Genomic DNA, 24,918 nt, shown 5'->3' with positions numbered 1-24,918 from the left:
TGTTTAAGGTATAAAATTTACTCGCAAACATAAGGGCATTGAGTACCTCTGTTTTGATACTCTTCTCCACCTTCTTCTACCTCAATCGTGGTGATTTGATTTTCACTGAGATTCGCCGCTCTCATCACTAGTGTCATTTGACCGGTATATTCATCAGCCTCATTCGGATAGAATTTTTTGGCTGTTTCTTCGGTGTATTCGGTAAAATAAAATTGAATACCTCCTACTTTTGGGTTTTGATCGGCTTTTGCCAATAATTTTTCTAAAGTTTCTCTATCAAAAAATATCCAATCAGTTTGGTTGGTCTTGTCTTTGCCTTTTTTGTCTTTGGCGGGTTTGCCTTTCTTTACTTCTTTGTCATACTTTGCCTTCATGGACTCAAAGTCCGCTTTTGAAATTTTCATAGAAAAATGTTTTTCGTTAAGTGATAAATCAATTTCGTAATAAGAATAAGATTCAAAATATACTATATTTTTTTCCTTCCGGGCAATGGTGTATAGAAGGAATTAGTGCTATTCGACTAAAAATCAACTTGTTTTGATGAGTAAGTGATAATTTAAAGAGTTTAGTTTTTCATTTAATCCATATTTGGATTTTGAATATCTATAAATCAAATTTTCTATTGGGTATAAAAAAAGAGCGGGAAACACCCGCTCTTTTACAGTTCTCGAATTCTACATTTTCTTAAGCCAATTTCTTGGATTCTTTTGGTTCTTCTTGATCGATTTCTCTTTTCATCAAATCCACTACGATAGGAGTAGCGATAAATACAGATGAATAAGTACCTACCAGGATACCTACAAGAAGTGCGAATGAGAACCCTCTCAATACTTCTCCACCGAAGATCAATAATACAAGAACCACGATTAAAGTAGTAAATGAAGTAATCAAAGTTCTACCTAGAGTTTGGTTGATCGCATCGTTAAATACTTTCACCAATCTGTGTGTACCTCTGTTTTCAATATTTTCCCTGATACGGTCAAATACGATTACGGTATCATTGATAGAGTAACCGATTACGGTAAGGACCGCCGCAATAAATACTTGGTCGATTTCGAAAGTTGCACCCAAAGCACTCGCAATTGCAAAGGCAGCAATTACAAACAAAGTATCGTGGATCAAGGCAATGATAGATGCCAAGGAGAATTGCCACTTACGGAATCTTAATAAGATGTACAGGAAGATGGCAATCAATGCAACAACCATTGCTTCAGCAGAAGAGGCTTTGATATCATCAGCAACTGTTGCTCCTACTTTAGAGGAACCTGTAATCGCAAATTCTTCGGTGCTAAGGTCTTCCGCGTCTTCTGTAAATTGTAGCCCAGTTACAGTAGCGATTCCCTCCTTCACTTTCGATTCTACTTCTGCATTGGAAGCGTCATCATCTTCATTGATCAGGTAAGAAGTTGTTACTTTCAATACGTTGGTTGCACCATAGGTTTTTACTTCTACAGAGCCATCAAACTCACGATCCAGACCAGTTTTCAAATCAGAAGCTGCTACAGGTTCCGCAAATGCAACGATGTAAGATCTACCGCCAGTGAAATCCACGCCGAATTTCAAACCATTGATTCCAGCAATTGCAAGACCTACGATGATGATACCTGTAGAAATCAAATAAGCTACTTTTCTCTTTCCAAGGAAGTCTATACTCAAGGTGCTTAGTGCATTCTTAGCAAATGGAGTGGCAAAACTGATGTTGCTCTTATCACCTTTTTTGCTCATCCAAGAAACAATTACTCTAGTGATGAATACTGCAGAGAAGAAGGAACAAGCAATACCGATCATCAATACAATTGCAAACCCTTTTACAGGTCCTTGTCCTAATGCGTATAGGATTGCACCAGTCAAGAAGGTAGTCACGTTGGAGTCAAGAATCGCAGAGAATGCCTTGTTGTAACCAGCATTAATCGCGGCAATCAGACCAACCCCATTTCGGAGTTCTTCTTTGATACGTTCAAATATCAGTACGTTGGCATCAATGGACATACCGATCGTCAACACAATACCGGCAATACCTGGCAAGGTCAATGAAGTTTGAAGCTGTGCTAGGATTCCTAAAATGAAGAAGATGTTGAAAACCAATGCAGAGATAGCGATCAAACCACCTTTAGCATAATAAGCAACCATAAATAGTACTACGATCGCCAAACCAGCTACCATGGAGATCAAACCTTGATTCAAGGCTTCTTTACCCAAAGTTGGACCGATAATACTTTCTTCAACAATTTGTGTTGGTGCAGGTAGAGAACCTGACTTAAGGATGTTTGCTAAATCCTGAGCTTCTAATAATGTGAAATTACCAGAGATTTCAGACTGACCTGTTGGGATTTCACCATTTACTACGGGAGCAGTGTACACATAGTCATCCAATACTACAGCGATTCTTTTACCGATATTCTCAGCAGTTAATTTTCTCCACTTTCTAGCACCTTCAGCATTCATTTGCATGGATACAGCAGGCCTGGAAGTTTGATCCAATACTTGTCTTGCGTCTGTAACCACATCACCTTCCAAAGGAGCTTGATCAGATCCTTTTGGAATTTTGATTCCGTAAAGTTCCAAGGCTTCTGTACCATCTTCTAACACTTGAGGCTTTACAGCCCAAAGCAACTTGATGTCTCTTGGAAGCATTGCTTTGTACTCATCTCTTTTTAGGATTCTGTTGATGGTAACAGTATCTTTTACATCATATACCAAACCGTAATTCGCTTTCAACAAGCTGAAAATAGGAGAGGTACCCGCGTCTGGATTCATGGGGTCAATTTGACTCAATTGCTCTTCCAAAGCCTTTCTCAAAGAGTCTTCTTCAGAAAGTGGCTCAGTAGATTCTTCTTCAGTTTCTACTGTAGAAGAAGTAGATTTTTGATCAGCAACATAAGCAGTGTTGATTGCTTCTAAAGAAGAACCAAATTCGTTTACTTCTGCAACTTCCCAGAATTGAAGTTTAGCAACTCCTTGTAGTAAGTTTCTTACACGCTCTTGGTTGTCTACACCAGGAAGTTCAATCTGGATTCTTCCAGAACCCTGAATTCTTTGAATATTTGGCTGAGAAGTACCGAATCTGTCAATACGAGTTCTTAGGATGTTGAAAGAACGTTCAATTGCATTTTCGATTTCAGTATCGATGATATCCAGAATTTCAGAATCTGAAGTTTCCAAAGAGATTTTTCCTCTGTTGGCAGCAGTTGCGAAAATGGAGCTAAGGTTTTTGTCTGGACTATTTTTCTGCCATTCAGCATAAAACAAGTCTACAAATTTGTCATCAGAAGTTTTTGCAATTTCCTTGGCATCATCTACTGATTTGTTGAATGCCACATCTTTTGGATTTCCTGCAATTCCCTTCACGATCTCAACTGGAGAAACCGCCAAGGTAACATGCATACCGCCTTGAAGGTCTAGACCTAATCCAAGTTCGGTTTCTTTTACTTCCTGATACGTATAGTCAGCACCTAGGAAATTATAAACTGGCTCTCTCCAAACTGAATCGAGATAAGCTCTTCTCAAGGCAAAATCAACATTGCCGGATGCGTCGGTAGCATAAGCTTCTGCTTTTTGCTGTACGCCATTTGATACAAATGTGAATGACAGATAATACAGACAAAGTGCTGTAATAATCGCTGTCAAAAACACAATGACACCTTTATTTTGCATAAGGATTAGATATTAATTAATTGAATTGTAAATACAGATGAATTGCTTTCCTATTCGATAGGAAGCGTGGGTGATAGGGAACTCAGAAGAAGATTCAGGGTCCTTTGGTAGAGATAATCCGCTCAAATAGAATTTCTACCAGTTGATTGGGATGCGAGAATACATTGGTTTCAACATGATAGCCAGGCGTATTTTCTTGCTCTATTTGGTAAATAAGGTACATTACAGTGTGGGAAACATGTACCACAAATGGTACTACCGCATCAACTGCAACATTTAAAAAAGTTTGGTGTTGATCCTGATCTGATGAATTCTCCTGTTGCTGTTCTTCGTAAATAGCTTGGGTCGTCTCAGGAAGGTATTCTACACTCGAGATAAATAAACACAATAGCAAAGCCAGCATCATTGTGATGCGCTGTTGAAAAATCTTGCTATTTGGATTATTACCTTTCATGCGGCGCAAATATAGGTATTATTTGAAAATCACACGAATTCGTGGAACTTTTTTCACGATGACTACTTTCCTGACCTCGCTCTAAGGTATATTCTGATGACTTCCAGTGCCTTATCAAAATTATGATTGTTTGGAACAATCAAATCAGCTTCGTTTTTAAAGGGCTTGATATACTTCTCATAGGTGGGCATCACATGCATTTCGTACCTATATAATACATCGTCTAAGTCATAGCCTCGCTCTACTTTATCACGGATAATTCTGCGTTTAAGTTTTATATGATCTTTCGCGTCAATAAAAATTTTGAGATCAAGTAACTCTGCAAGTTCTGGGTAATAGAGGACAAAGATTCCTTCTACCACCACCACAGGTGCAGCACGGAAGGTGAGGATTTTTGGTGTTTTTGAGGCATTATTGAAGGTGTATTCTTCCCGCTGAACAGATTCTCCAGCTTGAATTTTTCGAATATCAGATGCGTATTCCTCAAAATCAATACTATGTGGAGTGTCAAAATTGTGAATTCCCTGAGCATCGATGGGCTGTTGATGTCGTGGTTTGTAATAATTGTCCTGTGAAATCAAACATACTTCGTCAGGTTCAAATGAGCTAAGTAGCTTTTCTAAAAAAAGAGTTTTGCCAGAGGCAGAGCCTCCGGTTATCCCAACGATAAATGGTTTTTTCATGGGGCAAAGTTAAAATTTTTCAGACCTTTCTCAGGATTTTGTTTGGTTCAAAAAGTTGATAAGTCCCCTTACGGCCTTTCCACGGTGACTGATGGCATTTTTTTCTTCCATATTCAATTCGGCAAATGTCTTTGAAAATCCATCAGGTTTAAAAATAGGGTCATAACCAAAACCGCCTGAGCCGATTCTTTCTTTAAGTATTTCTCCTTCTGCTATTCCTTCAAATTTATATTTTTCATCTCCGATGAGGAGTGCAATTACAGTTTTAAAACGAGCTGTTCTGTTGCTGGATGCTCCTAAGTTTTTAAGCAGTAAATCGATGTTTCGCTCATCACTTCTCGGCTCTCCTGCATACCTTCCAGAATATACTCCTGGCTCTCCCTCTAGAGCATCCACTTCCAGTCCAGTATCATCTGCGAAACAATCGACCCCATAATGGTCCTTGACATATTGGGCTTTTTGAAATGCGTTATGCTCTAATGTGTCTCCGGTTTCTGGAAGTTCTTCATGGCAACCAATTTCTTCAAGGGATAAAATCTCTACATCGTTTCCTAAGGCAGCTTTGACCTCTTCAATTTTCTTTTGGTTGTTGGTAGCAAAACAGATTTTCATAGCTTAAAATTAACATATCCTTGTGAAATTTGTGTTAAGAATCGTGTGGATTGGCTCGGGGATCGGATTAATAGATACGGTTTTATCTAATTTGAACCTGAAAGTCGTAATTTCGAATTCAACTTTTTATTGGAAGACTATGAAAAAGATCACCGTTTATTGCGGTTCTCGAAAAGGGGAAGGTCCGTACTATGAAGCTGGAGTAAGGTCATTGGCTTTAGAAATGATCAAAAGAGATCATTCATTGGTATATGGAGCAGGAAGAGTAGGATTGATGGGAGTGATTGCAGATGAAATGCTGCAAGCGGGTAAAGAAGTGATTGGAATTATCCCTCAAAAGCTAGTAGATCGAGAAGTGGCTCATCGAGGTTGTACAGATTTGGTTATTGTAGAAACTATGCGAGATAGAAAATGGCTAATGGCAGAGAAAGGAGATGGGTTTATTGCACTTCCCGGAGGAATAGGTACACTGGAAGAATTGTTTGAAATCATGACCTTGAACCAGCTGCATTACATTCAAAAGCCATTAGCACTTTATAATGTGAATGGATATTATGACAAGTTGTTGAATTTTTTAAAACATGCCATGGGAGAAGGTTTTCTGTATCCCGAGCAGGAAGAATTGTTGATTGTTTCTGACGATCCAGTAGAAATTTTAGATAAAATGAGTGCTTACAAAGCCAAAGGACCGGGGGATTGGTAAAATAATTTTAAATTTTAAAATCAAAAGTATGAAATTTGGAATCCTAATTTATTGAGTAGTAAGTTCTATTTCTCTCAACTTTTAATACCCTTATTTTCAATTCTTATTCTCTTTTTTATTCCTATTATTTAAAATCATACTAAAAATAATATTTCTTATTTTTGCGGGTCAACAGTATTAAAATGATTCAAAAGCTTTTTCCATTAGATAAAAACTACATCCTGCGCCAGGCTCAATCAGAGTTGGAGGAGGATTTAATCGATCGAATGGTATTTGAATTAAAGAGATCCTATACGCTTTTGTATAATCCTCTACGATTGATGGATCAAACCTATGCACAAATATTGGATACTTTTGAATTCCCAAGAGATCGAGTAAGGTTAATCTACAGACAACTTTGCGGGATCTATCGATTTAAGCATGGGGATAATCAATTGGAGATGTTGTTTGACGGAAGAACTCACCTAGACAAATTCAAAGAAGATTGGTCTGCTGCATTAGTTGGATATGTGCAAGAGATGGGTATTTATGAGCAATACGTCAAAACGATGCTCCGAATGACTTTACTTTTTGATACCGAGTCCAGAGCAGAGTGGGCGGAAAACCATTGCAAAGGATTTATAAATCAATATTTTGAGCTCAAGGTGGTTAAAAGGCACGGTGAACTGAAACTAAAAATCGGATAAAAAAAGGAAGTAAAATATTTTACTTCCTTTTTTTCTGTTTTCTGATCACTGACTACTGACCAGTACTTTTTATCAAGCTCCCCACTCGGTGTGGAAAATTCCATCTCTATCAATTCTTTCATAAGTATGAGAACCAAAATGGTCTCTTTGGGCCTGAATTAAATTTAGGGGAAGTTTGCTGGAAGTGTAGGCATCAAAATAGCTAAGCGCACTAGATAGACCAGGTACAGGAATTCCTGATTTGGCTGCAAAGGCTACCATGTCTCTCACTGCAGGTAAAGTCTCTTGGACTTTGGGAACAAAAGAAGGGGAAAGTAAAAGGTTAGGAACTTCTTTATCAGCAGTATATGCTTCGGCGATATCGGCTAATAAACCTGCTCGGATAATGCAGCCTGCTCTCCAGATTCTGGCAATTGTAGCCATATCCAACTCATAACCATAATCTTTTGATGCATAGGAAAGCTGATGTAATCCTTGTGCATATGCGATGATGAAAGCAAAATACAGTGATTGTTCTGCCTTTTCAATCAATTCTTCTTTTGAAATTGAAGGTATTTCAGGGCGATTGTACAGATTGTCTGCCAGAATTCTTTCATCTTTCAAGGCTGAAATTTCACGCATGCTAACCGCCATGTCAATGGTTGGAACAGGTATTCCTAAATCCATCGCATTTTGAGAAGTCCACTTACCGGTTCCTTTTTGCTTGGCTTTATCCAGGATCATATCCACCAAATCACTATCAGTAAGATCATCTTTTTGAGTAAAGATTTCGGCTGTAATTTCCACCAAGAAGGATTGAAGTCTACCTTCATTCCATTTGGAGTAAACCTGATGAAGTTCTCCATTGGACAGTCCACTGGACTTCTTCAACAAATCATAAATTTCAGATGTCAATTGCATCATGGCATACTCAATCCCATTATGCACCATTTTTACATAGTTTCCGGCAGATTTAGGGCCCAAATAGGCGACACAAGGCTCTCCTTTGTATTTAGCTGAAACTGCTTCAAAAATTGGTTTAACATGCTGGTAAGCTTCTTTATCTCCTCCAGGCATAATGCTTGGGCCTTTTCTTGCCCCTTCAGCACCTCCAGAAACCCCAGAACCAAAAAAGTGAATTCCTTTATCCTTCAAATAAGCCTCTCTTCTGTCGGTATCAGTAAAAAAAGAGTTTCCTCCATCGATAATGATATCGTCTTCATCTAAATATGGAAGTAGACTTTCAATGGCTTGATCTACGATTTTACCGGCAGGTACCAACAACATGATTTTTCTTGGGCTGCTTAACGCCTGTACAAATGTCTTGATATCTGTAGAAGCACTTACTTTTGAAAGGTCTCCACCTTCTGTCTTTAATGCTTCCACTTTCTCCTCATCTAGGTCATATCCAAATGCCTTGAAATTATTATCCGCAACATTCAAAATAAAATTTCGACCCATTACTCCTAGACCAACCAAGCCAAAATCGTAGTCTTTATAATCCATTTTTTAGTTCTATTGTACTTAAAATTATCAAGGCATTCATTTTTAGATCCTATGTTAATTAAAATAAATAAGCCTTAATTTTGCGACTGCAGAGCAAAATTAAATTAAAGTGGCAATTGTTCACTTTTTTATCTCAATCAATTAACCCTGTTTCTCAAATTTGGCCTATTCAACTATAAAAAATGAAGCATGAACCTTCTGAAGTGAATTAATTTTGGTGAATTATCCCTAAAGAGGAACCTGTTTGCCAAAAAATACATTGGGAGATTCAAGGCATTCAATTGGATTGAAGAGCTGAAAATACAGACCTACACATGAAAAAAACATTAAACCAGATGCTCATTATTTTTGGGGCATCGGGAGATTTAACAGCTCGAAAGCTAGTACCAGCTTTATTCAACTTATACAAAGGCAAGCACCTACCTGAAAACTTTGTGGTGTTAGGAGCGAGTAGAAGTGATATGAGTGACGAGGTGTTTCGGAAGAAAGTAGTTCAGGAAAGTAAATTTTTAAAAGAGAAAATCAGCAAAGAGGAGTCTTCCTATATCGAAGAGTTTGCTGATAAGCTTTATTACCAAGATTTGGGTAAGGAATACGATACAGATTATTCGATGCTTGCCAATAGGATTGCCCACTTGAATGAGGAGAAGGGATGTGAAGGAAACTATATTTTTTATCTGTCTACTCCTCCAAGTTTGTATGAAGTCATTGCCAAAAATCTTTGTGAGGCTGGATTGACAAAAGAGGATAATGGATGGAAGAGAATTATTGTGGAAAAACCTTTTGGATATAGTCTAGAGACTGCCAAAGAATTAAATGAAGGCTTGCATAAGTATTTTAACGAGCAACAGGTTTACCGAATCGATCATTACTTGGGTAAAGAGACAGTTCAAAATTTGTTAGTGACTCGTTTTTCCAATTCAATTTTCGAACCTACATGGAATAGAAGGTATATCCATCACGTAGAGATTACCAATGCAGAAACAGTAGGTGTGGAGAAAAGAGGAGGTTATTATGATAAGTCTGGAGCATTGAGAGATATGTTCCAGAGCCATTTGCTTCAAATCTTGTCTTTGATTGTCATGGAGCCTCCAATCAATGCGAGTGCTGAAGAGATTCGTGATGAAAAAGTGAAAGCATTAAAATCCCTTCGAATCATGACAGATGAGAAGGTATTGGCTACTCATACCATGAAAGGTCAATATGTAGCCTCCACTATCAATGGTGAAAAAGTAAAAGGTTATAGGGAAGAGGAAGGAGTGGATCCCGAATCGAAAACGGAAACTTTTGCTGCGATCAAATTCTTCGTGGACAATTGGAGATGGAAGGACGTTCCTTTTTATGTGCGAACTGCCAAATACATGCCTACCAAAGTTACTGAAGTAGTCATCCATTTTAAATCTCCTGCACATGAGGTATTTAAAAGCCATGACGCCTATCAAAAAGACAACAAGTTGATCATCCGAATTCAACCCGACGAGGGTATTTTGATCAAATTTGGAGTGAAGGTCCCAGGACTTGGTTTCAATGTGGAGCAAGCTAATTTAGACTTCTATTATTCTGACTTGGATTCTGCACAGGTGATGGATGCTTATGAGCGACTATTGTTAGATGCCATGCAAGGAGATGCTACCTTGTACGCCAGAGCGGATGAAGTGGAGGCGGCATGGAGATTTGTGGATCCTATTTTGAAGTATTGGGAAAATGAGGATGTTCCAACGTATGGTTATGCTGCTGGTACTTGGGGCCCTAGAAATTCAGACGAGATGTTTGAAGGGCATTTTGGATGGAGAAATCCAGGAAAGCGCCTAACTGACGAAACTGGCTTCTGCATTCTTTAACGCCTTCCATTTCAATCCTTTTTCAATAAAAAATTAAAATCGATGAATATTACTGTTTCAAGTTCAAAAGATAGCCTTGCAGAAGAATTTGCCTATGTTTTGAAGGAAATGTCGGATACAGGAGAGAAAATCCATGTAGCTCTTTCTGGAGGAAGTACTCCTAAAGTCATATTTGATTACATCGCTGAAGAGCTAGGAGAAGACATCTTGTGGGATAATATCAATTTTTATTGGGGCGATGAACGATGCGTTCCTCCTACAGATTCGGAAAGCAATTATAAAATGACGGTAGACCACTTATTGTCAAAAGTGGATATGCCTGAGGAGAATATCTTTCGTGTTTTAGGGGAAAATGATCCGGAAGAAGAGGCTATTCGGTACAGCAAGGTATTAGAAAGTGAATTGCCAATCGTCAATGGAATCCCCCAGTTTGATTTGGTCATGTTAGGAATGGGAGATGATGGACATACTGTTTCTATTTTTCCTTACAATATTGAATTATGGGATGCAAAAGAAACTTGTGTAGTGGCGGTTCATCCTGATTCAGGACAAAAGCGAGTGACCATCACCGGAAAGGTGGTTAACAATGCAAAGGCGGTAGCATTTTTAGTAACTGGAGCCAATAAAGCTGAAAAAATAAAAGAGATCGTGATGCTAGAAGGTAATTATGAAAAGTATCCTGCCTCCTTAGTAAAACCTACTTCCGATGACTTGACTTGGTATTTAGATAAAGAAGCTGCTAAAGAATTGGATTTTTGATCAACTAGAAAATGTATGTACTAGCCCTCTGAAATTCTTTTAGAGGGCTTTTTTATTTGTTTAAGGACAAACCTTTGTTCAGAATTTTTTTTTGATTAGATGGTTGAAATCCTGGGTTTAATCGACCTCCATTTTTTGATTTAACCCAAATATTAAATCCCATCAAATAATCCCCCCAATCCTTGGGTGGGTTTAATGTTGAGGTGTTTATAGGCCATTTCAGTGGCCATTCTACCTCTAGAAGTTCTTTTTAAATACCCTTCTTGGATCAGGAAGGGTTCATATACCTCCTCGATTGTTTCTGCTTCTTCTCCACAGGCTGTGGCGATGGTGCTTAGTCCTACTGGTCCACCCTTGAATTTATCGATAATGGTCATCAGGATTCGATTATCCATTTCATCTAAGCCATTCATATCTACATCCAATGCATCCAAGGCAATTTTAGAAATTTCTAAGGTAATGGTCCCATTTCCTTTCACTTCCGCAAAATCCCGGGTTCTTCTCAAAAGCATATTGGCAATTCGAGGGGTTCCTCGGCTCCTCCTAGCTATTTCATAGGCTGCTATTTCATCTATTGGAGTTTGCAAAATGCCTGCAGATCTACTGACAATGTCTGTTAGTAATTTCGCATCATAGTATTCCAGTCTTGAATTAATACCAAAACGAGCCCGAAGAGGAGAAGTCAACAGTCCTGACCGTGTAGTAGCTCCGATCAAAGTGAACGGGCTGAGCGAAATTTGTACCGATCTGGCATTAGGGCCAGAGTCTAACATGATATCGATCCTGAAATCTTCCATTGCTGAGTACAAATATTCTTCTACAATGGGATTTAGTCTGTGAATCTCATCAATGAATAGTACATCGCCTTCCTCTAGATTAGTCAATAGACCAGCTAAATCAGAGGGCTTATCCAACACAGGGCCTGAAGTGATTTTAATTCCAGCCTGAAGTTCATTCGCAATGATATGACTCAGGGTAGTCTTGCCTAATCCTGGAGGGCCGTGTAACAAGACATGATCTAATGGTTCGTTTCGGCGTTTTGCGGCCAAAACGAAAACCCGCAAGTTTTCAACGATTTTGAACTGTCCAGTGAAATCTTCAAAGCTTAACGGACGTAATGCTTTTTCATATTCCTTGTCTTTAGAACTTAGATGCTCGTCGTCACCTGTCAGATAATCTTCTCTCATAATTTTAGCGTACTCCTACAAAGATAGAAAAATACCTGTCTTGGAGAGAGGCTTTTTGAAGGGCTTCTGAATCCATTAAACTGAAAAATATCTCTTAACTTCGCAGCGAAATTAAGAATGCTATGCGTCCCAATACTCGAAAAAATATCATCTATTCACTGGTGCTGTTGGCAATGGTGATCCTCGTTTATATTTGGAGAAATCAAAACCCTCCTAGCACAATTGAAAGGGAGGAAGTAGTGGTGAACGGGAAGATGACACTTTCTGGTAAAACCATGGGGACTACCTATAACATCACTTACTTGGATGAAGAGGGAAGAGATTTTCAAACATCTATCGATTCAATCTTAGTGGTTTTCAACCAAAGCTTGTCTACTTATATCCCAGAATCTGAGTTAAGTAGATTTAATACAGGAGATACACTGGAATTTGAACTTCCCTATTTATTGCCAGTTCTTCAAGCAAGTAAAGAAATTAACCAAAAAACCGATGGAGCTTTTGACCCAACAGTGGGGCCATTGGTCAATATTTGGGGATTTGGTCCGAGTGGTCCAGAGTTAAAGGATAGCGTGGATATCCAAAACCTCCTAAAATTAGTAGGATTTGAAAAAGTAGACTTTGATTCCAAAGAAGTTAGAAAAAAGCTGCATGATATTTATCTGGACTTTAGTTCGATTGCGAAAGGATATGGAGTAGATGTAGTAGCTGAGCTCTTAAGGGATAAAGGGATTAACAATTATCTAGTCGAAATTGGAGGCGAACTAGTAGCACGAGGGGTGAATGAAAGTGGAGAATTATGGAAGGTAGGTGTAAATAGACCAGAGGAATCTGCAAATGCTTCTGATCTGTTTAGCATCATTGCCTTGCAGGATAAAGCCATGGCTACCTCCGGTAATTATAGAAATTTTTATGTGAGAGATTCTGTCAAAATTTCTCATACCATTAATCCAGAAACAGGTTACCCTGTTGAGCACAATTTGTTAAGCGCCACTGTACTCGCAGAAGACTGCATGACCGCCGATGCCTATGCTACTGCATTGATGGTGATGGGGACAGAAAAAGCAATTGCATTAGATGAGGAGCTGGAAGAAATCCAAGTATTCCTGATTTATAGTGATTCCAATGGTGAATATCAAACCTATGCTAGTCCGGAAATCAAGCCCTATTTATCCTTCATTCAAAATTAAAACTTGGAAGGCTGTATTAGACTATCAATATTTAAATGCAACATTATTGAATTTTATTACCTTTGCCGCGGTTATACCTCCAACTTTCCATATAGGAAAGGGCTAACTAGGTTATGGTTTTAAATTTTCTTCTTCTTTTTTTGACCGCAATGCTTGCCGGTTCTTTGGTTTTTATCGCTCCGAATTTCAGGGATAAATACTTTAAGCTGGTATTGGTATTTGCTGGCTCCTACCTTTTTTCCATCACTATTTTGCATATTCTTCCTGAGCTATTCCATAGCGGATATGAGGGAGGAAAAATGGGACTATATATTTTGATTGGATTTCTCCTTCAGCAATTGTTGGAGTTTTTATCCAGCGGAATTGAGCATGGCCATATTCATCACCATCATGGAGAAAACAAAGCCGGGATTTTAACGGTGATGTTGGGATTGTTTGTACATGCATTTTTAGAAGGAACTTTACTTTCACATGGGAGCTTAATTGGGGCAGATTCTGAGGCTTTTGGGCATGTACATAACAGTAAAACTGTTTTAGCAGGAGTAATTCTACATAAAGGTCCAGCCGCTTTTGCCTTGGCAGCAGTGTTGTCCAGCTCCATGAGTAAAAAGTGGACTTTGATCTTATTGACTTTGTTTGCGCTTGCTTCCCCAATGGGTATGTTTTCCAGCGCGTATTTATTTCAAAGTGGTTTATTGGAAAGAGAAGGAGTAGGTATGCTTTTCGGTCTAGTAGCGGGAGGGTTTTTACATATCTCCACGACCATCTTCTTTGAAAGTAGCCCACATCATAAATTTAATTGGAATAAGTTATTGGTTAGTTTCTTGGCAGCTGGGTTGGCAATCCTATCAGAATATATGTTTTAGGATACTGATTTTTTAGGTCCGGTTTGATTCCATAAAATGATTGGAGTTTTATCTATCAATCAGAATATTATGAGGGGAGGAGAGTTCTAAACCTTAATTTTTCATTAATTAATGACGAATGGGTTGCATTTCGTAAGAATCTACACTTACTTTTAAATTTGATTCCAAATAATAAACCCGCACGATTATGGCCAAGGATTCTGGCAAAATGAAAGCCTACTGGAAAAAGAACCTCAAAACCTTATTTTTTTTATTGCTCATCTGGTTTTTAGTCTCCTTTGGCTTTGGGATTCTTTGGGTAGAAGAATTGGATTCGATTCGTTTGGGAGGCTATAAATTAGGGTTTTGGTTTGCTCAACAGGGCTCTATTTATGCATTTGTTGTATTGATATTCGTCTACGTTTATCGCATGAATAAGCTGGATAAGGAATTTGATGTCAACGAGGAGTAAACCCAATCACCAAACCCCTTTTATTTTATGGATATTTTAACCTGGACATATATACTTGTTGGACTTTCATTCTCATTATACATTGGGATTGCCATTTGGTCCAGAGCAGGTTCCACCAAAGAATTTTATGTAGCGGGAGGTGGAGTTTCACCCCTGGCCAATGGAATGGCCACAGCAGCAGATTGGATGTCCGCTGCTTCATTTATTTCCATGGCAGGAATTATTTCTTTTGCAGGGTATGATGGCTCCGTTTATCTGATGGGATGGACAGGAGGCTATGTATTACTTGCGTTGCTGTTAGCACCCTACTTGAGGAAATTCGGAAAATTCACTGTTCCTGATTTTGTAGGGGATCGCTACTATTCGAATACGGCCAAAGTAGTGGCAGTCATATGTGCGCTTTTCATTTCATTTACCTATGTAGCTGGTCAGATGCGAGGAGTAGGAATCGTGTTTTCAAGGTATTTGGAAGTCCCTATTGAGTGGGGAGTGGTTATTGGTATGTGCATCGTATTTTTCTATGCGGTATTGGGGGGAATGAAAGGAATTACTTACACTCAAGTGGCTCAATATTGTGTATTAATATTTGCCTATATGGTTCCTGCGATATTCGTTTCCATGCAATTAACCGGAAACCCCGTACCTCAGTTGGGGTTAGGAGGAGAGTTGGCGGATGGAACCCCACTTTTAGATAAACTGGACGGTGTATTAGGAGAACTTGGCTTTGCAGAATATACGGCAGGTAGGAAAGGGATGATGGATATTTTTATGATCACCTTGGCCTTAATGGTAGGTACTGCAGGATTGCCTCATGTCATCGTCCGATTCTTTACAGTACCTAAAGTAAAAGATGCCAGGCTTTCGGCAGGTTATGCTTTGGTTTTCATTGCCATTTTATATACGACAGCACCAGCAATTGCAGCCTTTGGAATCTATAATGCGATCAATAGTACTTCTGAGAAAGAGATTTCCAGTCTCCCGGTTTGGGTGTCAAATTGGCAAAAAACGAATTTGATTGCTGTGGATGATAAAAATGGAGATGGGAAAATCCAATATGTAGCTGATCCGGCTACCAATGAATTAACGATTGATCGGGATATTATGGTGCTGGCTAGTCCGGAAATTGCAGAACTTCCCAACTGGGTAGTTGGCTTGGTAGCTGCAGGGGCGATGGCAGCGGCTTTGTCTACTGCCGCTGGATTACTATTGGTGATTTCCACTTCAGTAAGCCGTGATCTTTTTAAGACCTTTAAACCTGAAATATCTGAAAAGAAAGAGTTGAGGATAGCAAGATTGGCTGCTGCTGGCGCCGTGCTTCTAGCTGGATATTTTGGTGTGAATCCTCCTGGATTTGTAGCACAAGTGGTTGCTTTTGCATTTGGATTGGCTGCAGCTTCTTTCTTCCCAGTGATTATCATGGGGATTTTTTCTTCAAGAATTAATAAAGAGGGAGCAATTGCAGGAATGGTTTCTGGCTTAGTATTTACGCTGGCCTATATCATTTACTTTAAATTTATTTCACCAGAATTAAACACAGCAGACCATTGGTGGTTTGGAGTTTCTCCAGAAGGAATAGGATCTATCGGAATGTTCATCAACTTTTTGGTTTGTATCGTAGTATCTCAATTTACTCCGGCACCACCCCAATCTGTACAAGATATGATTCAAGAAATAAGAATTCCTAGAGGCGCAGGCAAGGCTGTTGATCATTAATCGTAACTTAGAAGAATCAATTAATAATGATTTCGATAACCCAATAATATCATGAGTGATAGAATACATACCCTAAGCGGATATTTACACGAGTACCAAAAAAGTGCCACCCAACCAGAAGAATTCTGGGCAAGGATTGCAGATTCATTTTACTGGAGGAAGAGGTGGGACAGAGTGTTGAAATGGAATTTTGACGAACCTAATGTTCAGTGGTTTGTCAATGGAAAGTTGAATATTACAGAAAATATTTTTGAGCGGTATTTATTTACTATTGGTGATCGACCAGCGATTATTTGGGAACCAAGTGATCCTAATGAGGAAGGTAGAACGCTTACCTATAAAGAGTTATATCAGGAAGTTTGCCGTTTTGCAAATGCCTTAAAAAGCAAGGGGATTGGCAAAGGCGATAAAGTGATTATTTATATGCCTATGGTGCCAGAAGCAGCCGTAGCCATGCTTGCTTGTGCCAGAATCGGGGCGATCCACTCAGTAGTTTTTGCAGGATTTTCAAGTACTGCTTTGGCAGATCGAGTAAACGATTGTGAAGCAAAAGCTATTTTAACTTCCGATGGAAACTTCAGAGGCAGTAAAAAAATAGCTGTGAAGGCAATAGTAGACGAAGCTTTGGAGAAAAGTTCGGTAGAAACTGTCATCGTATATCAACGCACCAAGCAAGATGTGACGATGAAAGATGGAAGAGACTTCTGGTGGCATGATGTGATCGCATCCGAATCAGCGGAGTGTGTGGCCGAGGAAATGGACAGTGAGGATATGTTGTTTATTCTTTATACTTCCGGGTCTACTGGAAAGCCTAAAGGGGTTGTGCATACTACTGGAGGGTACATGGTGTATACCAAATATTCCTTTGAGAATGTATTCCAATATTCTTCTGGAGATATCTATTGGTGTACTGCGGATGTAGGATGGATTACTGGTCACTCTTACATTGTTTACGGACCTTTATTAGCAGGGGCCACAACCTTGATGTTTGAAGGAGTTCCTACTTACCCAGATGCTGGGAGGTTCTGGGCGATTGTTGAAAAATATAAAGTAAATCAATTTTATACGGCTCCTACAGCCATAAGGGCTTTACAAGCTTATGGGACAGATGTGATTCAAGGATATGATCTAAGTTCCTTGAAAGTTTTGGGTTCTGTGGGAGAACCTATCAATGAAGAAGCTTGGCATTGGTACCATACTCATATTGGCCAAAATAGATGCCCAATAGTAGATACTTGGTGGCAAACCGAAACAGGAGGAATTATGGTTTCTCCAATAGCGGGTATTACACCTACTAAACCTGCATATGCAACATTGCCTTTGCCAGGAGTGCAGCTTTGTATCGTGGATCCTGAGGGGAATGAATTAAAAGGGAATTCTGTTGAAGGTAACCTTTGTATCAAATTTCCTTGGCCATCAATGATTAGGACGACCTATGGAGATCATGATCGATGTAAACAAACCTATTTCTCTACCTATAAAGGCATGTATTTTACAGGAGATGGAGTAAAGAGGGATCATGATGGGTATTATAGAATCCTGGGACGTGTAGATGATGTGATCAATGTCTCTGGCCATAGAATGGGAACTGCTGAAGTAGAAAATGCGATCAACGAACATCCAAAAGTAATCGAGTCTGCTGTCGTGGGTTATCCTCACGATGTCAAAGGGCAGGGGATTTATGCGTATGTCATCTGTGACATGACGAATCGTACGGAGGATAACTTGGTGAATGAAATCAAAGAAATGGTATCCAAAATCATAGGACCGATTGCCAAGCCAGATAAAATCCAAATAGTCCCTGGTTTACCGAAAACAAGATCAGGAAAAATCATGAGAAGGATCTTAAGAAAGGTAGCTGAAAATAGTCTGGACAATATGGGTGATACCAGTACACTTCTTGATCCGGAGGTAGTTACTAAGATTATCGAAGGAAGGAAATAAATGAGACTGAGCCATGGGAAACTATGGCTCTTTTTTAATCCTTTGGGGAAGAATCTTCCTCCTCTGCATCTATTTCAATTTGAGAAATGATAGTATCGGGAGAGTCCATTTCTTGTTTATAAAAATTATGAACCCCGACCATGAAGGCAACGATCAATGCCCAAACTATTCTACGTAATGGTCTAAAAATTTGCTTAAATAGCCTCATATGGTTTAAGGTTTAAATTAAAATACCAATTTTTATTCCATATTCGATTGATTGTCAGTTTGGCACTCGTCCATGGCCAATTTATTCGAAATTCAATTTTCAAAGCATGTCTAATGTAATTGTCAATCGGGTAGCAGAGTTCCTAAAAACGTATCCTCCGTTTAATTTTTTGAGCAAAGATGATTTGGAGAACGTAGCACAGCAGGTCTCTATCAAGTATTTTGAGGAGGGTGAACGCTTATTCTCCCAAGGTGAACCAGCCCAATCTCATTTTTTTATTATACGGGAAGGATCTGTCAAACTGACAGAGAATCAGGCATCTGATGAGGTGGTGAAAGAGTATTGTGACCAAGGTGATGTATTTGGAGTCTTAGCCCTTATGGGTAAAAGGCCCTATGTGTTGAATGCAATTGTAGCAGAAGAAACAATCGTTTACTTTGTTCCAGTATCCATCTTTGAGTTGATTCTAGAGCAGAATAGTAAAGTAGCACTCTATTTTGCAGCCGGATTTGCAAGTGGTCAGGTGGTCGTCCGGCAGGATTTATCGCAAGGACAAAAAGCAAGGGGAGTTTTTAGAAATGAATCGAATGACCACTCCTTATTGATTTTTTCAGATCCTTCAGTCATCAAGATTTCAGAAAACGTGTTAACTGGGTTAAAAGACCTCTCCATTCAGGAAGCGGCCCAACAGATGAGTTTTGAAGAAGTAAGCAGTATCGTAGTGGTGAATGAACACAAGTATCCACTAGGAATCATTACTGATAAGGACCTGAGAAAAAAAGTGGTAGCAGGAGGGTTATCACTGGACGCTCCGGTTTCTGAAATAATGAGTGAAGAATTGATTGTCCGCAAAAGTGACGCGTCTTTTTCAGACCTCTATTTGTGTATGATCAAGAATAGACTTCACCATTTGGTGCTTACAAAAGACGGAACTTCTCAAAGTCCGGTAACTGGAATAATTTCTGATCATGATGTGTTATTATCCATGGGAAATAGTCCAGCTATTTTGATTCATGCCCTGCTCAATACCATGGATCTTGATGAGATGAAAAGTATTCGACTTAGAGCCGAGCAAATGCTTCGCTATTATTTAGAAAATGAAGTAGCGATGGATTTTGTGGCATCGGTCATGACTGAAATCAATGATGTGATTATCAGCCAGGCAAGAATCATTGCGCTTACGAAATATCGAAGAGAATACCCTGAAATGGAAGGAATTAAATTCTGTTTTTTGTCATTGGGTAGCGAAGGAAGAGAAGAGCAGTTGTTACGGACAGATCAGGATAATGCGATAATTTATGAAGATGTCCCTCAAGAACTCCAAGATCAGGCTGCTGAATTTTTTCTGAAAATAGGGTCCGAAATGGTGGAGGTATTAATCCACTGTGGAATATCCCCCTGTCCAGGAAATATTATGGCAAGTAATTCCAAATGGGTTCAGCCGATTACTACATGGAAAGATTATTTTTCTGAATGGATCCTCAGGCCCACGGAAGAAGCTTTATTAAACTCTACCATATTTTTTGATTACAGGGCAATTGGCGGGACAAATTTCTTGGCTGATCAATTGACAGATCATATTTATGAAGAAGTTAGGAAGAAGCATTTTTTTCTAAATTTTCTAGCTAAAAACGCTTATATGAAACCCGCTCCATTAGGGTTTTTCAGAGGATTTATGGTGGAGAGATCCGGCGAACATAGAGACCAATTTGATATTAAGGCCAGGGCGATGATGCCTTTGGCTGACCTGGCGAGGTTGTTGATTTTAAGTCATGGAGTAGTTGGGATTAACAATACGTTTAAGCGTTTTGAAAAACTTGCTGAATTAGAGCCAGTCAATCAAGAATTATATACTCAGGCAGGAAAGGCCTACGAAATACTGATGCGAATGAGAGCATTGGAGGGACTTCATCATGAGAATAGTGGGAGATTTATAGATCCTGAGAGTCTTGGAAAGCTTCATAAGCAACTATTGAAGAATACATTTACTCCACTATTGGAGCTTCAGGAATTAGTGAAAGTAAGGTTTCAATTAGACTTCTTTTCGAAATGAGTTGGTCGTTTTTCAAGAAAAAGATTTCTCCAAAGTCCTTTGTCAAAGATTTTCTGAAGGAGTTTAAAAGTAGTATTCCCGAAGTTAGGCAATTTGATGAGTTATCTTTTGTGGTTTTGGATACAGAAACCACTGGGCTTGACCTTTCCAAAGATCATATATTATCCTTTGGTGCCGTAAAAATACAAGAACAAAAAATCCATGTTTCTACAGCAGTTGAATGGTATTTAGCTTCTTCCAAAACGGGAAAAGAGGCTATACCAGTACATGGTTTACTAAAAAATGAGGAGGAGATTTCCTTGGAAACATTTGCTATTCAACTCTTGTCTTACTTAGGGAATCATGTGATTATAGGCCATTCCATCAATTTTGATTTAGCAATGTTAGAAAAAGCGCTTAGGCCTTTTGGGCTGGTTGATTTCCCAAACTCAAGTATTGATACCAGAGATTTGGCAATTCGATTAGACCATGGCTTAATGGTGGATCCTAGTAGGATAAACTTTCAGGACTACACGCTAGACTCACTTTGCAAACGATTTGAGATCGAAACAGATGATCGACATACGGCTGGAGGAGACGCTTTTTTGACAGCTAATTTATTTTTGAAGCTCTTAAAACTTGCCAGCAAGAAAGGCATAAATAATTGGGGACGGTTAAAAAAATAATTGAAACCTAATTCATTGTTTGATTTTTATATATCAGTAATTGAATAAAAAATATCATTTAACCTATTATTTATCAGTTAAATATAATTATATTAAAGAAGGTTTTTTTGTCTAATTTTTCAACTCAATACCGATGTCAAAATTTAAAATAGACCCACAATTACTGGTGCAAAACGAGCTTCTAGAAAAGCTCAAAAATTTACAGGCTATTCCAGTTCATCCTATTACCACAAAATATTGGTCATTAGGAGGATCTGGAGGATGGCTGGGCACGTCCACGACAGGGATTTTAAAATGTCCTGACGGAGTAGGTTCATTCCAGCACTATGTGAATGGATCCATTTATTATCATCCCAATACAGGGGCTCATGAAGTACATGGATTAATCAAAGCCCGTTGGAAGTCATTGGGATGGGAACGAAGTTTTCTAGGATATCCCAAAACGGACGAAACAAAAACTCCAGATGGAATTGGCCGGTTTAACCATTTTCAAGGGGGTAGTATTTATTGGTCTCCCGCTTCAGGGGCCTGGGAAGTACATGGAGCCATCCGAAGCAAATATGCAAGCCTAGGTTGGGAAAGAAGCTTCTTAAGGTATCCTTTAACCAATGAAACTACTTGTCCAGATGGAGTAGGTCGATTTAATCATTTTCAAGGAGGTAGTATTTATTGGACACCAAGCACAGGAGCGCATGAGGTTCATGGTGCTATCCGTGCACATTGGGCATCCTTAGGATGGGAAAGGAGTTTTTTAGGCTATCCCACCTCCGATGAAATAGTAGTTTTTGGAGGCGAAGGAAGGATTTCACATTTTCAGCATGGAAGTATTTATTGGTCCTCTACTGCAGGGGTAAGAGTCTTGCGGGAGCGGATTAGAGTTCATGTGAAAATTTTGACTACTCCTACTCGGTTTACAATTAACGAACAGTTTGCTGCCATGCAGGAAGTGTTTGCGGTAGCAGGGATTCGGGTGGATTGCGCAACCACTGAAACACTTAATTTGCCCTCTCTTAATGATGTAGATGTAGGAGGTTGTACCATGGGATCAGTTACGCCAGAACAGACAACGCTATTTGGGAACAGGAATTTCGTTGGAGCCAATGACGTCGTAGTATATTTTGTAAATAGTACTGTGCCTGGATACAATGGATGTGCGGCATTTCCATCAGGAAGGCCTGGTTGTGTGGTCGTAAGGACCGCAAGTAGATGGACTTTGGGCCATGAATTTGGGCATGTTTTAGGACTTAGCCATGTGAATAATAACGATCGGTTGATGACTGGTAATGGAACCTTTAATATAACCAACCCTCCGCCAAACTTGACTTCTGGAGAGTCCAGTACCATGAGATCAAGTGGACTTAGTACAAATCTTTAACCCAAAATTTTTAGAACTTATGGCACAATCAAGAAAAAAAGCAGCCTCTAAAGGCTTCGATCCTGAAGAATTATTGGATTTCCTAAGACAGGATGAGTTGGATTATCCAGCAGGTGCAAAAAAGTTTGGGAAAGATGCATTACCCTTACTTTCGGATTTGATAGAAGGTTCTGATGAAAACCTATCTATGAAAGCAGCCTATTTGGTGGGATACATTGATGATGACAGTGTAGGAGATATCCTAAAAAATGCTGCAGAAAAAGGATCATCCACCATTAGAATTGCAGCCGCATTTGGAGCTCAGAAAAGGCCTCCAGAAGTGGCAGAAGCCATATTGGCGAAATCTTTAGAGGATAACAATCCTTCAGTAGTGAAATTCGCTATGCGCTCCGTTTCTTCAATGAAATTAGGTAAAAACCTGAAATCTAAAATCGATCATATATCCAAACACTTTTTGGATGAAGACATCAAGAAGTCAGCAAAAGATCTGATGAAAAAAATCAAATGAGGATCGTTTAATTGATAAATGGGGAGTATTGAGGTACTTCCCATTTTTTATTTCCAATCAAAATTCACTTTGCCCCGTGCCTTCATGTGCACCGTCAACCCATTTTTGGTAGGGTAGAAATCTTCTGGAGTGATTACTAGATCTATTATTTGCAAATCAGCAATTCCCGTCTTCAAAGCCAATCTGTCCTGAATGCTAAGCATTCCTTCATCCAAATAGTCTCCAATTGGAAAGACAGCTCTTTTTTCAATATTTCGGATGATCTTTTTCTTTTTGAGACCAATACTTGTCTGGGCTCCCAGGTTGCCACTTTCCAATTTAAAATTGATATCCGTGAAATAAAGATTTTGATTTTCGGCATCATATGCTGGCTTCCCGATGATGTAGAGCTTTCCATCCAAGCTTTTCCCATTGGTTTGTTCTGCCATAAAATCCATGGTTATTTTCAAAAGATCTCCAAAGGATTGGCTTTGAATATTATTAGGGGTGAGTATGGTCTTTTTATCCACCCGAATTGGGCGATTATTCAGGTTCTCTCCCAGTAGTTGATTTAATTTTTCATAGTCAAGGACCCAAGGTAGAGTAATTTCCAAATGATTTTCAGAATCGAGGTTAGGGCTAAGTTTTGGGAGAGGGAATGCACGGCTTGGTGATGCATTAACCGGATGGGTATTTACCTTTCCGTTCAAACCTAGCCATACATTTAATTGATCCTCTTGATCAAAGAATTCTTGAAGTTTAACAGAGTCAGGCTGAATAGAAAATGTAGAAGCTTCTCCTTCCCAATTGATTGTAAAAGGCCTTCCTACTTGATTCCAGGCTAGATCAATAAAAGTCTTTAAACTAACGATGGATTTGGAGGAGTTTAAGTTTTGTTCTCCCCAGCGATTGATCTCCTTCTCTAAAAGCCCTGAAAGATCCACTTCCATTCCTAATACTGATAAAGCTAGTTTTCCTCCTAAGTCAACCAGTTCAAAGTCAGCTATAGAAATGCTCCAATCCGGGTTGATCGAGGGGTTTAGGATAAAAACCGGGGTAAGGGTTTCGTCTAAAGGGATTTTGGATTGAATAAAACTACCTAGACCACCTCTTTTTAACCCAATCTCTCCCTGAAGTTTTAAAGGAAGTGTTAATTGAATTCGCTGGCTGTCCAAAGCGGTATAGAAAGGACTTCCGTTTCTAGTCAGTAATAAGTTTCCTTCGAAATTTCCAGACCCGATCGATTCATCATTCACCAATACCTGAGGGATGGCCTGATTAAATATTTTATCCAAGGTTTTCTTTGGGATTTGCACAGGTACATTGACCGAGGAAAATGCCGGAGGAGCAATTTCTGGCTCAGGGTTTAAATGCGGATTAAAAGTTTTGCAAGAAGCGAAGCTAGCGATTACAAAAACGAATAGTATAAATGATTTGACTAAAGCAAACTTGGATTTTAATTTCATTTGTAAATTCCTTGGTTAATCAGGGAACTTTATCTTCCCCAAAAATATTGCCCTTTATTAAAGGATGGAAAATGAATTGGAATAAATTAACACAATTGGGTCAAATAGAGGACATCAAAGTTTTAAGTGAGGATGTTCCAGTGATGATATTTAAACATAGCACCCGTTGCTCGCTAAGCAGTATGTCTTTGGATCGACTACTTCGAAATTGGAAAGAGGATGACCATAAATCTGTCATTCCTTACCATTTGGATATCATCGAGAACAGAGAGTTGTCTAATCAGGTAAGCCAGGAATTTGGAGTTCCTCATCAATCTCCTCAGGTAATTGTAATAAAAGGCGGAGTGGCGGTTTATGATAATAGCCATTTTGGAATATCCTATCCTGAAATCATGGAAGTGGTGAAAAAATAATTCATCTTTTAAATCATTTTTTAGCC

23 protein-coding genes are annotated in these 24,918 nt (G+C 39.0%); 14 read left to right on the top strand and 9 right to left on the bottom strand.

The window, feature by feature from the left end; all coding sequences use genetic code 11:
- Positions 1-17: 17 nt before the first annotated feature.
- From BUR11_RS13550 to BUR11_RS13530, 5 genes are all read right to left on the bottom strand, one after another.
- Positions 18-404 (bottom strand): molecular chaperone DnaK, encoded by a 387-nt coding sequence (locus BUR11_RS13550; protein ID WP_074225525.1) that lies wholly within the window; start codon positions 402-404, stop codon positions 18-20.
- Positions 405-684: 280 nt separating this feature from the next.
- Positions 685-3,654, bottom strand: a complete 2,970-nt coding sequence (gene secDF / locus BUR11_RS13545) for a protein translocase subunit SecDF (RefSeq protein WP_074225524.1) — start codon at positions 3,652-3,654, stop codon at positions 685-687.
- A gap of 94 nt (positions 3,655-3,748) precedes the next feature.
- Complete coding sequence (locus BUR11_RS13540) at positions 3,749-4,108, bottom strand: hypothetical protein (protein ID WP_074225523.1); 360 nt, start codon at positions 4,106-4,108, stop codon at positions 3,749-3,751.
- Between the two features lie 62 nt (positions 4,109-4,170).
- Positions 4,171-4,791, bottom strand: coding sequence for a uridine kinase (udk, locus tag BUR11_RS13535; protein WP_074225522.1), 621 nt, complete (start codon positions 4,789-4,791; stop codon positions 4,171-4,173).
- A gap of 30 nt (positions 4,792-4,821) precedes the next feature.
- Entirely contained in the window at positions 4,822-5,403 is a 582-nt protein-coding gene (locus tag BUR11_RS13530) for a non-canonical purine NTP diphosphatase (protein ID WP_074225521.1), read from the bottom strand.
- A gap of 139 nt (positions 5,404-5,542) precedes the next feature.
- Between BUR11_RS13530 and BUR11_RS13525 the strand changes: the two genes are divergently transcribed.
- On the top strand, positions 5,543-6,106 hold the full coding sequence (locus BUR11_RS13525; RefSeq protein ID WP_074225520.1) for an LOG family protein: 564 nt from the start codon (positions 5,543-5,545) through the stop codon (positions 6,104-6,106).
- Positions 6,107-6,288: 182 nt separating this feature from the next.
- Entirely contained in the window at positions 6,289-6,792 is a 504-nt protein-coding gene (locus tag BUR11_RS13520; RefSeq protein WP_074225519.1) for a hypothetical protein, read from the top strand.
- A gap of 72 nt (positions 6,793-6,864) precedes the next feature.
- On the opposite strand, the gene gndA is transcribed toward BUR11_RS13520, so the two are convergent.
- The gene (gndA, locus tag BUR11_RS13515; RefSeq protein ID WP_074225518.1) at positions 6,865-8,277 is read right to left on the bottom strand and encodes an NADP-dependent phosphogluconate dehydrogenase; all 1,413 of its coding nucleotides are present in this window, start codon (positions 8,275-8,277) and stop codon (positions 6,865-6,867) included.
- 314 nt (positions 8,278-8,591) lie between these two features.
- Between gndA and zwf the strand changes: the two genes are divergently transcribed.
- Both zwf and pgl read left to right on the top strand, forming a co-directional pair.
- Positions 8,592-10,118, top strand: a complete 1,527-nt coding sequence (gene zwf / locus BUR11_RS13510) for a glucose-6-phosphate dehydrogenase (RefSeq protein WP_074225517.1) — start codon at positions 8,592-8,594, stop codon at positions 10,116-10,118.
- Between the two features lie 42 nt (positions 10,119-10,160).
- Positions 10,161-10,877 (top strand): 6-phosphogluconolactonase, encoded by a 717-nt coding sequence (gene pgl / locus BUR11_RS13505; protein ID WP_074225516.1) that lies wholly within the window; start codon positions 10,161-10,163, stop codon positions 10,875-10,877.
- A 152-nt stretch (positions 10,878-11,029) separates the two neighbouring features.
- Here the strand turns inward: pgl and ruvB are convergent, their stop codons facing one another.
- Positions 11,030-12,064, bottom strand: coding sequence for a Holliday junction branch migration DNA helicase RuvB (gene ruvB / locus BUR11_RS13500; RefSeq protein ID WP_074225515.1), 1,035 nt, complete (start codon positions 12,062-12,064; stop codon positions 11,030-11,032).
- A 122-nt stretch (positions 12,065-12,186) separates the two neighbouring features.
- Here ruvB and BUR11_RS13495 point away from each other — a divergent pair, with 122 nt between their 5' ends.
- From BUR11_RS13495 to acs, 5 genes are all read left to right on the top strand, one after another.
- The gene (locus BUR11_RS13495) at positions 12,187-13,251 is read left to right on the top strand and encodes an FAD:protein FMN transferase (protein WP_074225514.1); all 1,065 of its coding nucleotides are present in this window, start codon (positions 12,187-12,189) and stop codon (positions 13,249-13,251) included.
- Between the two features lie 113 nt (positions 13,252-13,364).
- Positions 13,365-14,117, top strand: a complete 753-nt coding sequence (locus tag BUR11_RS13490) for a ZIP family metal transporter (RefSeq protein ID WP_074225513.1) — start codon at positions 13,365-13,367, stop codon at positions 14,115-14,117.
- Between the two features lie 187 nt (positions 14,118-14,304).
- Positions 14,305-14,568 carry a DUF4212 domain-containing protein gene (locus BUR11_RS13485; RefSeq protein ID WP_074225512.1) on the top strand — a complete coding sequence of 88 codons (264 nt, stop codon included), beginning with the start codon at positions 14,305-14,307 and terminating at the stop codon, positions 14,566-14,568.
- A 27-nt stretch (positions 14,569-14,595) separates the two neighbouring features.
- On the top strand, positions 14,596-16,281 hold the full coding sequence (locus BUR11_RS13480; RefSeq protein WP_074225511.1) for a sodium:solute symporter family protein: 1,686 nt from the start codon (positions 14,596-14,598) through the stop codon (positions 16,279-16,281).
- A gap of 51 nt (positions 16,282-16,332) precedes the next feature.
- Positions 16,333-18,225 (top strand): acetate--CoA ligase, encoded by a 1,893-nt coding sequence (acs, locus tag BUR11_RS13475; protein WP_074225510.1) that lies wholly within the window; start codon positions 16,333-16,335, stop codon positions 18,223-18,225.
- Between the two features lie 34 nt (positions 18,226-18,259).
- Here the strand turns inward: acs and BUR11_RS21235 are convergent, their stop codons facing one another.
- Positions 18,260-18,433 (bottom strand): hypothetical protein, encoded by a 174-nt coding sequence (locus BUR11_RS21235; protein ID WP_200800411.1) that lies wholly within the window; start codon positions 18,431-18,433, stop codon positions 18,260-18,262.
- Positions 18,434-18,539: 106 nt separating this feature from the next.
- On the opposite strand from BUR11_RS21235, the gene BUR11_RS13470 reads away from it, so the two are divergent.
- The 4 genes from BUR11_RS13470 to BUR11_RS13455 all read left to right on the top strand — a co-directional run bounded on the left by BUR11_RS13470 (position 18,540) and on the right by BUR11_RS13455 (position 23,034).
- Positions 18,540-20,486 (top strand): DUF294 nucleotidyltransferase-like domain-containing protein, encoded by a 1,947-nt coding sequence (locus tag BUR11_RS13470; RefSeq protein WP_074225509.1) that lies wholly within the window; start codon positions 18,540-18,542, stop codon positions 20,484-20,486.
- Positions 20,483-21,151: a 3'-5' exonuclease gene (locus BUR11_RS13465; protein ID WP_074225508.1), complete on the top strand. Its 669-nt coding sequence runs from the start codon at positions 20,483-20,485 to the stop codon at positions 21,149-21,151. The genes BUR11_RS13470 and BUR11_RS13465 overlap by 4 nt, the downstream gene beginning before the upstream one ends.
- Positions 21,152-21,284: 133 nt before the next feature.
- Complete coding sequence (locus BUR11_RS13460) at positions 21,285-22,526, top strand: hypothetical protein (protein ID WP_074225507.1); 1,242 nt, start codon at positions 21,285-21,287, stop codon at positions 22,524-22,526.
- A 19-nt stretch (positions 22,527-22,545) separates the two neighbouring features.
- The gene (locus BUR11_RS13455) at positions 22,546-23,034 is read left to right on the top strand and encodes a HEAT repeat domain-containing protein (RefSeq protein WP_074225506.1); all 489 of its coding nucleotides are present in this window, start codon (positions 22,546-22,548) and stop codon (positions 23,032-23,034) included.
- A 47-nt stretch (positions 23,035-23,081) separates the two neighbouring features.
- Here BUR11_RS13455 and BUR11_RS13450 read toward each other — a convergent pair whose 3' ends face one another.
- Entirely contained in the window at positions 23,082-24,479 is a 1,398-nt protein-coding gene (locus tag BUR11_RS13450; protein WP_074225505.1) for a DUF4403 family protein, read from the bottom strand.
- A gap of 71 nt (positions 24,480-24,550) precedes the next feature.
- Here BUR11_RS13450 and ytxJ point away from each other — a divergent pair, with 71 nt between their 5' ends.
- A complete protein-coding gene (gene ytxJ, locus BUR11_RS13445) occupies positions 24,551-24,892 on the top strand; it encodes a bacillithiol system redox-active protein YtxJ (RefSeq protein WP_074226133.1) in 342 nt (113 codons plus the stop codon).
- The last annotated feature ends 26 nt before the right edge of the window (positions 24,893-24,918 follow it).

The sequence above is a fragment of the Algoriphagus halophilus genome, from assembly GCF_900129785.1.
Classification (GTDB): Bacteria; Bacteroidota; Bacteroidia; order Cytophagales; family Cyclobacteriaceae; genus Algoriphagus; species Algoriphagus halophilus.
This window is presented reverse-complemented; position numbering and strand designations above follow the sequence as displayed.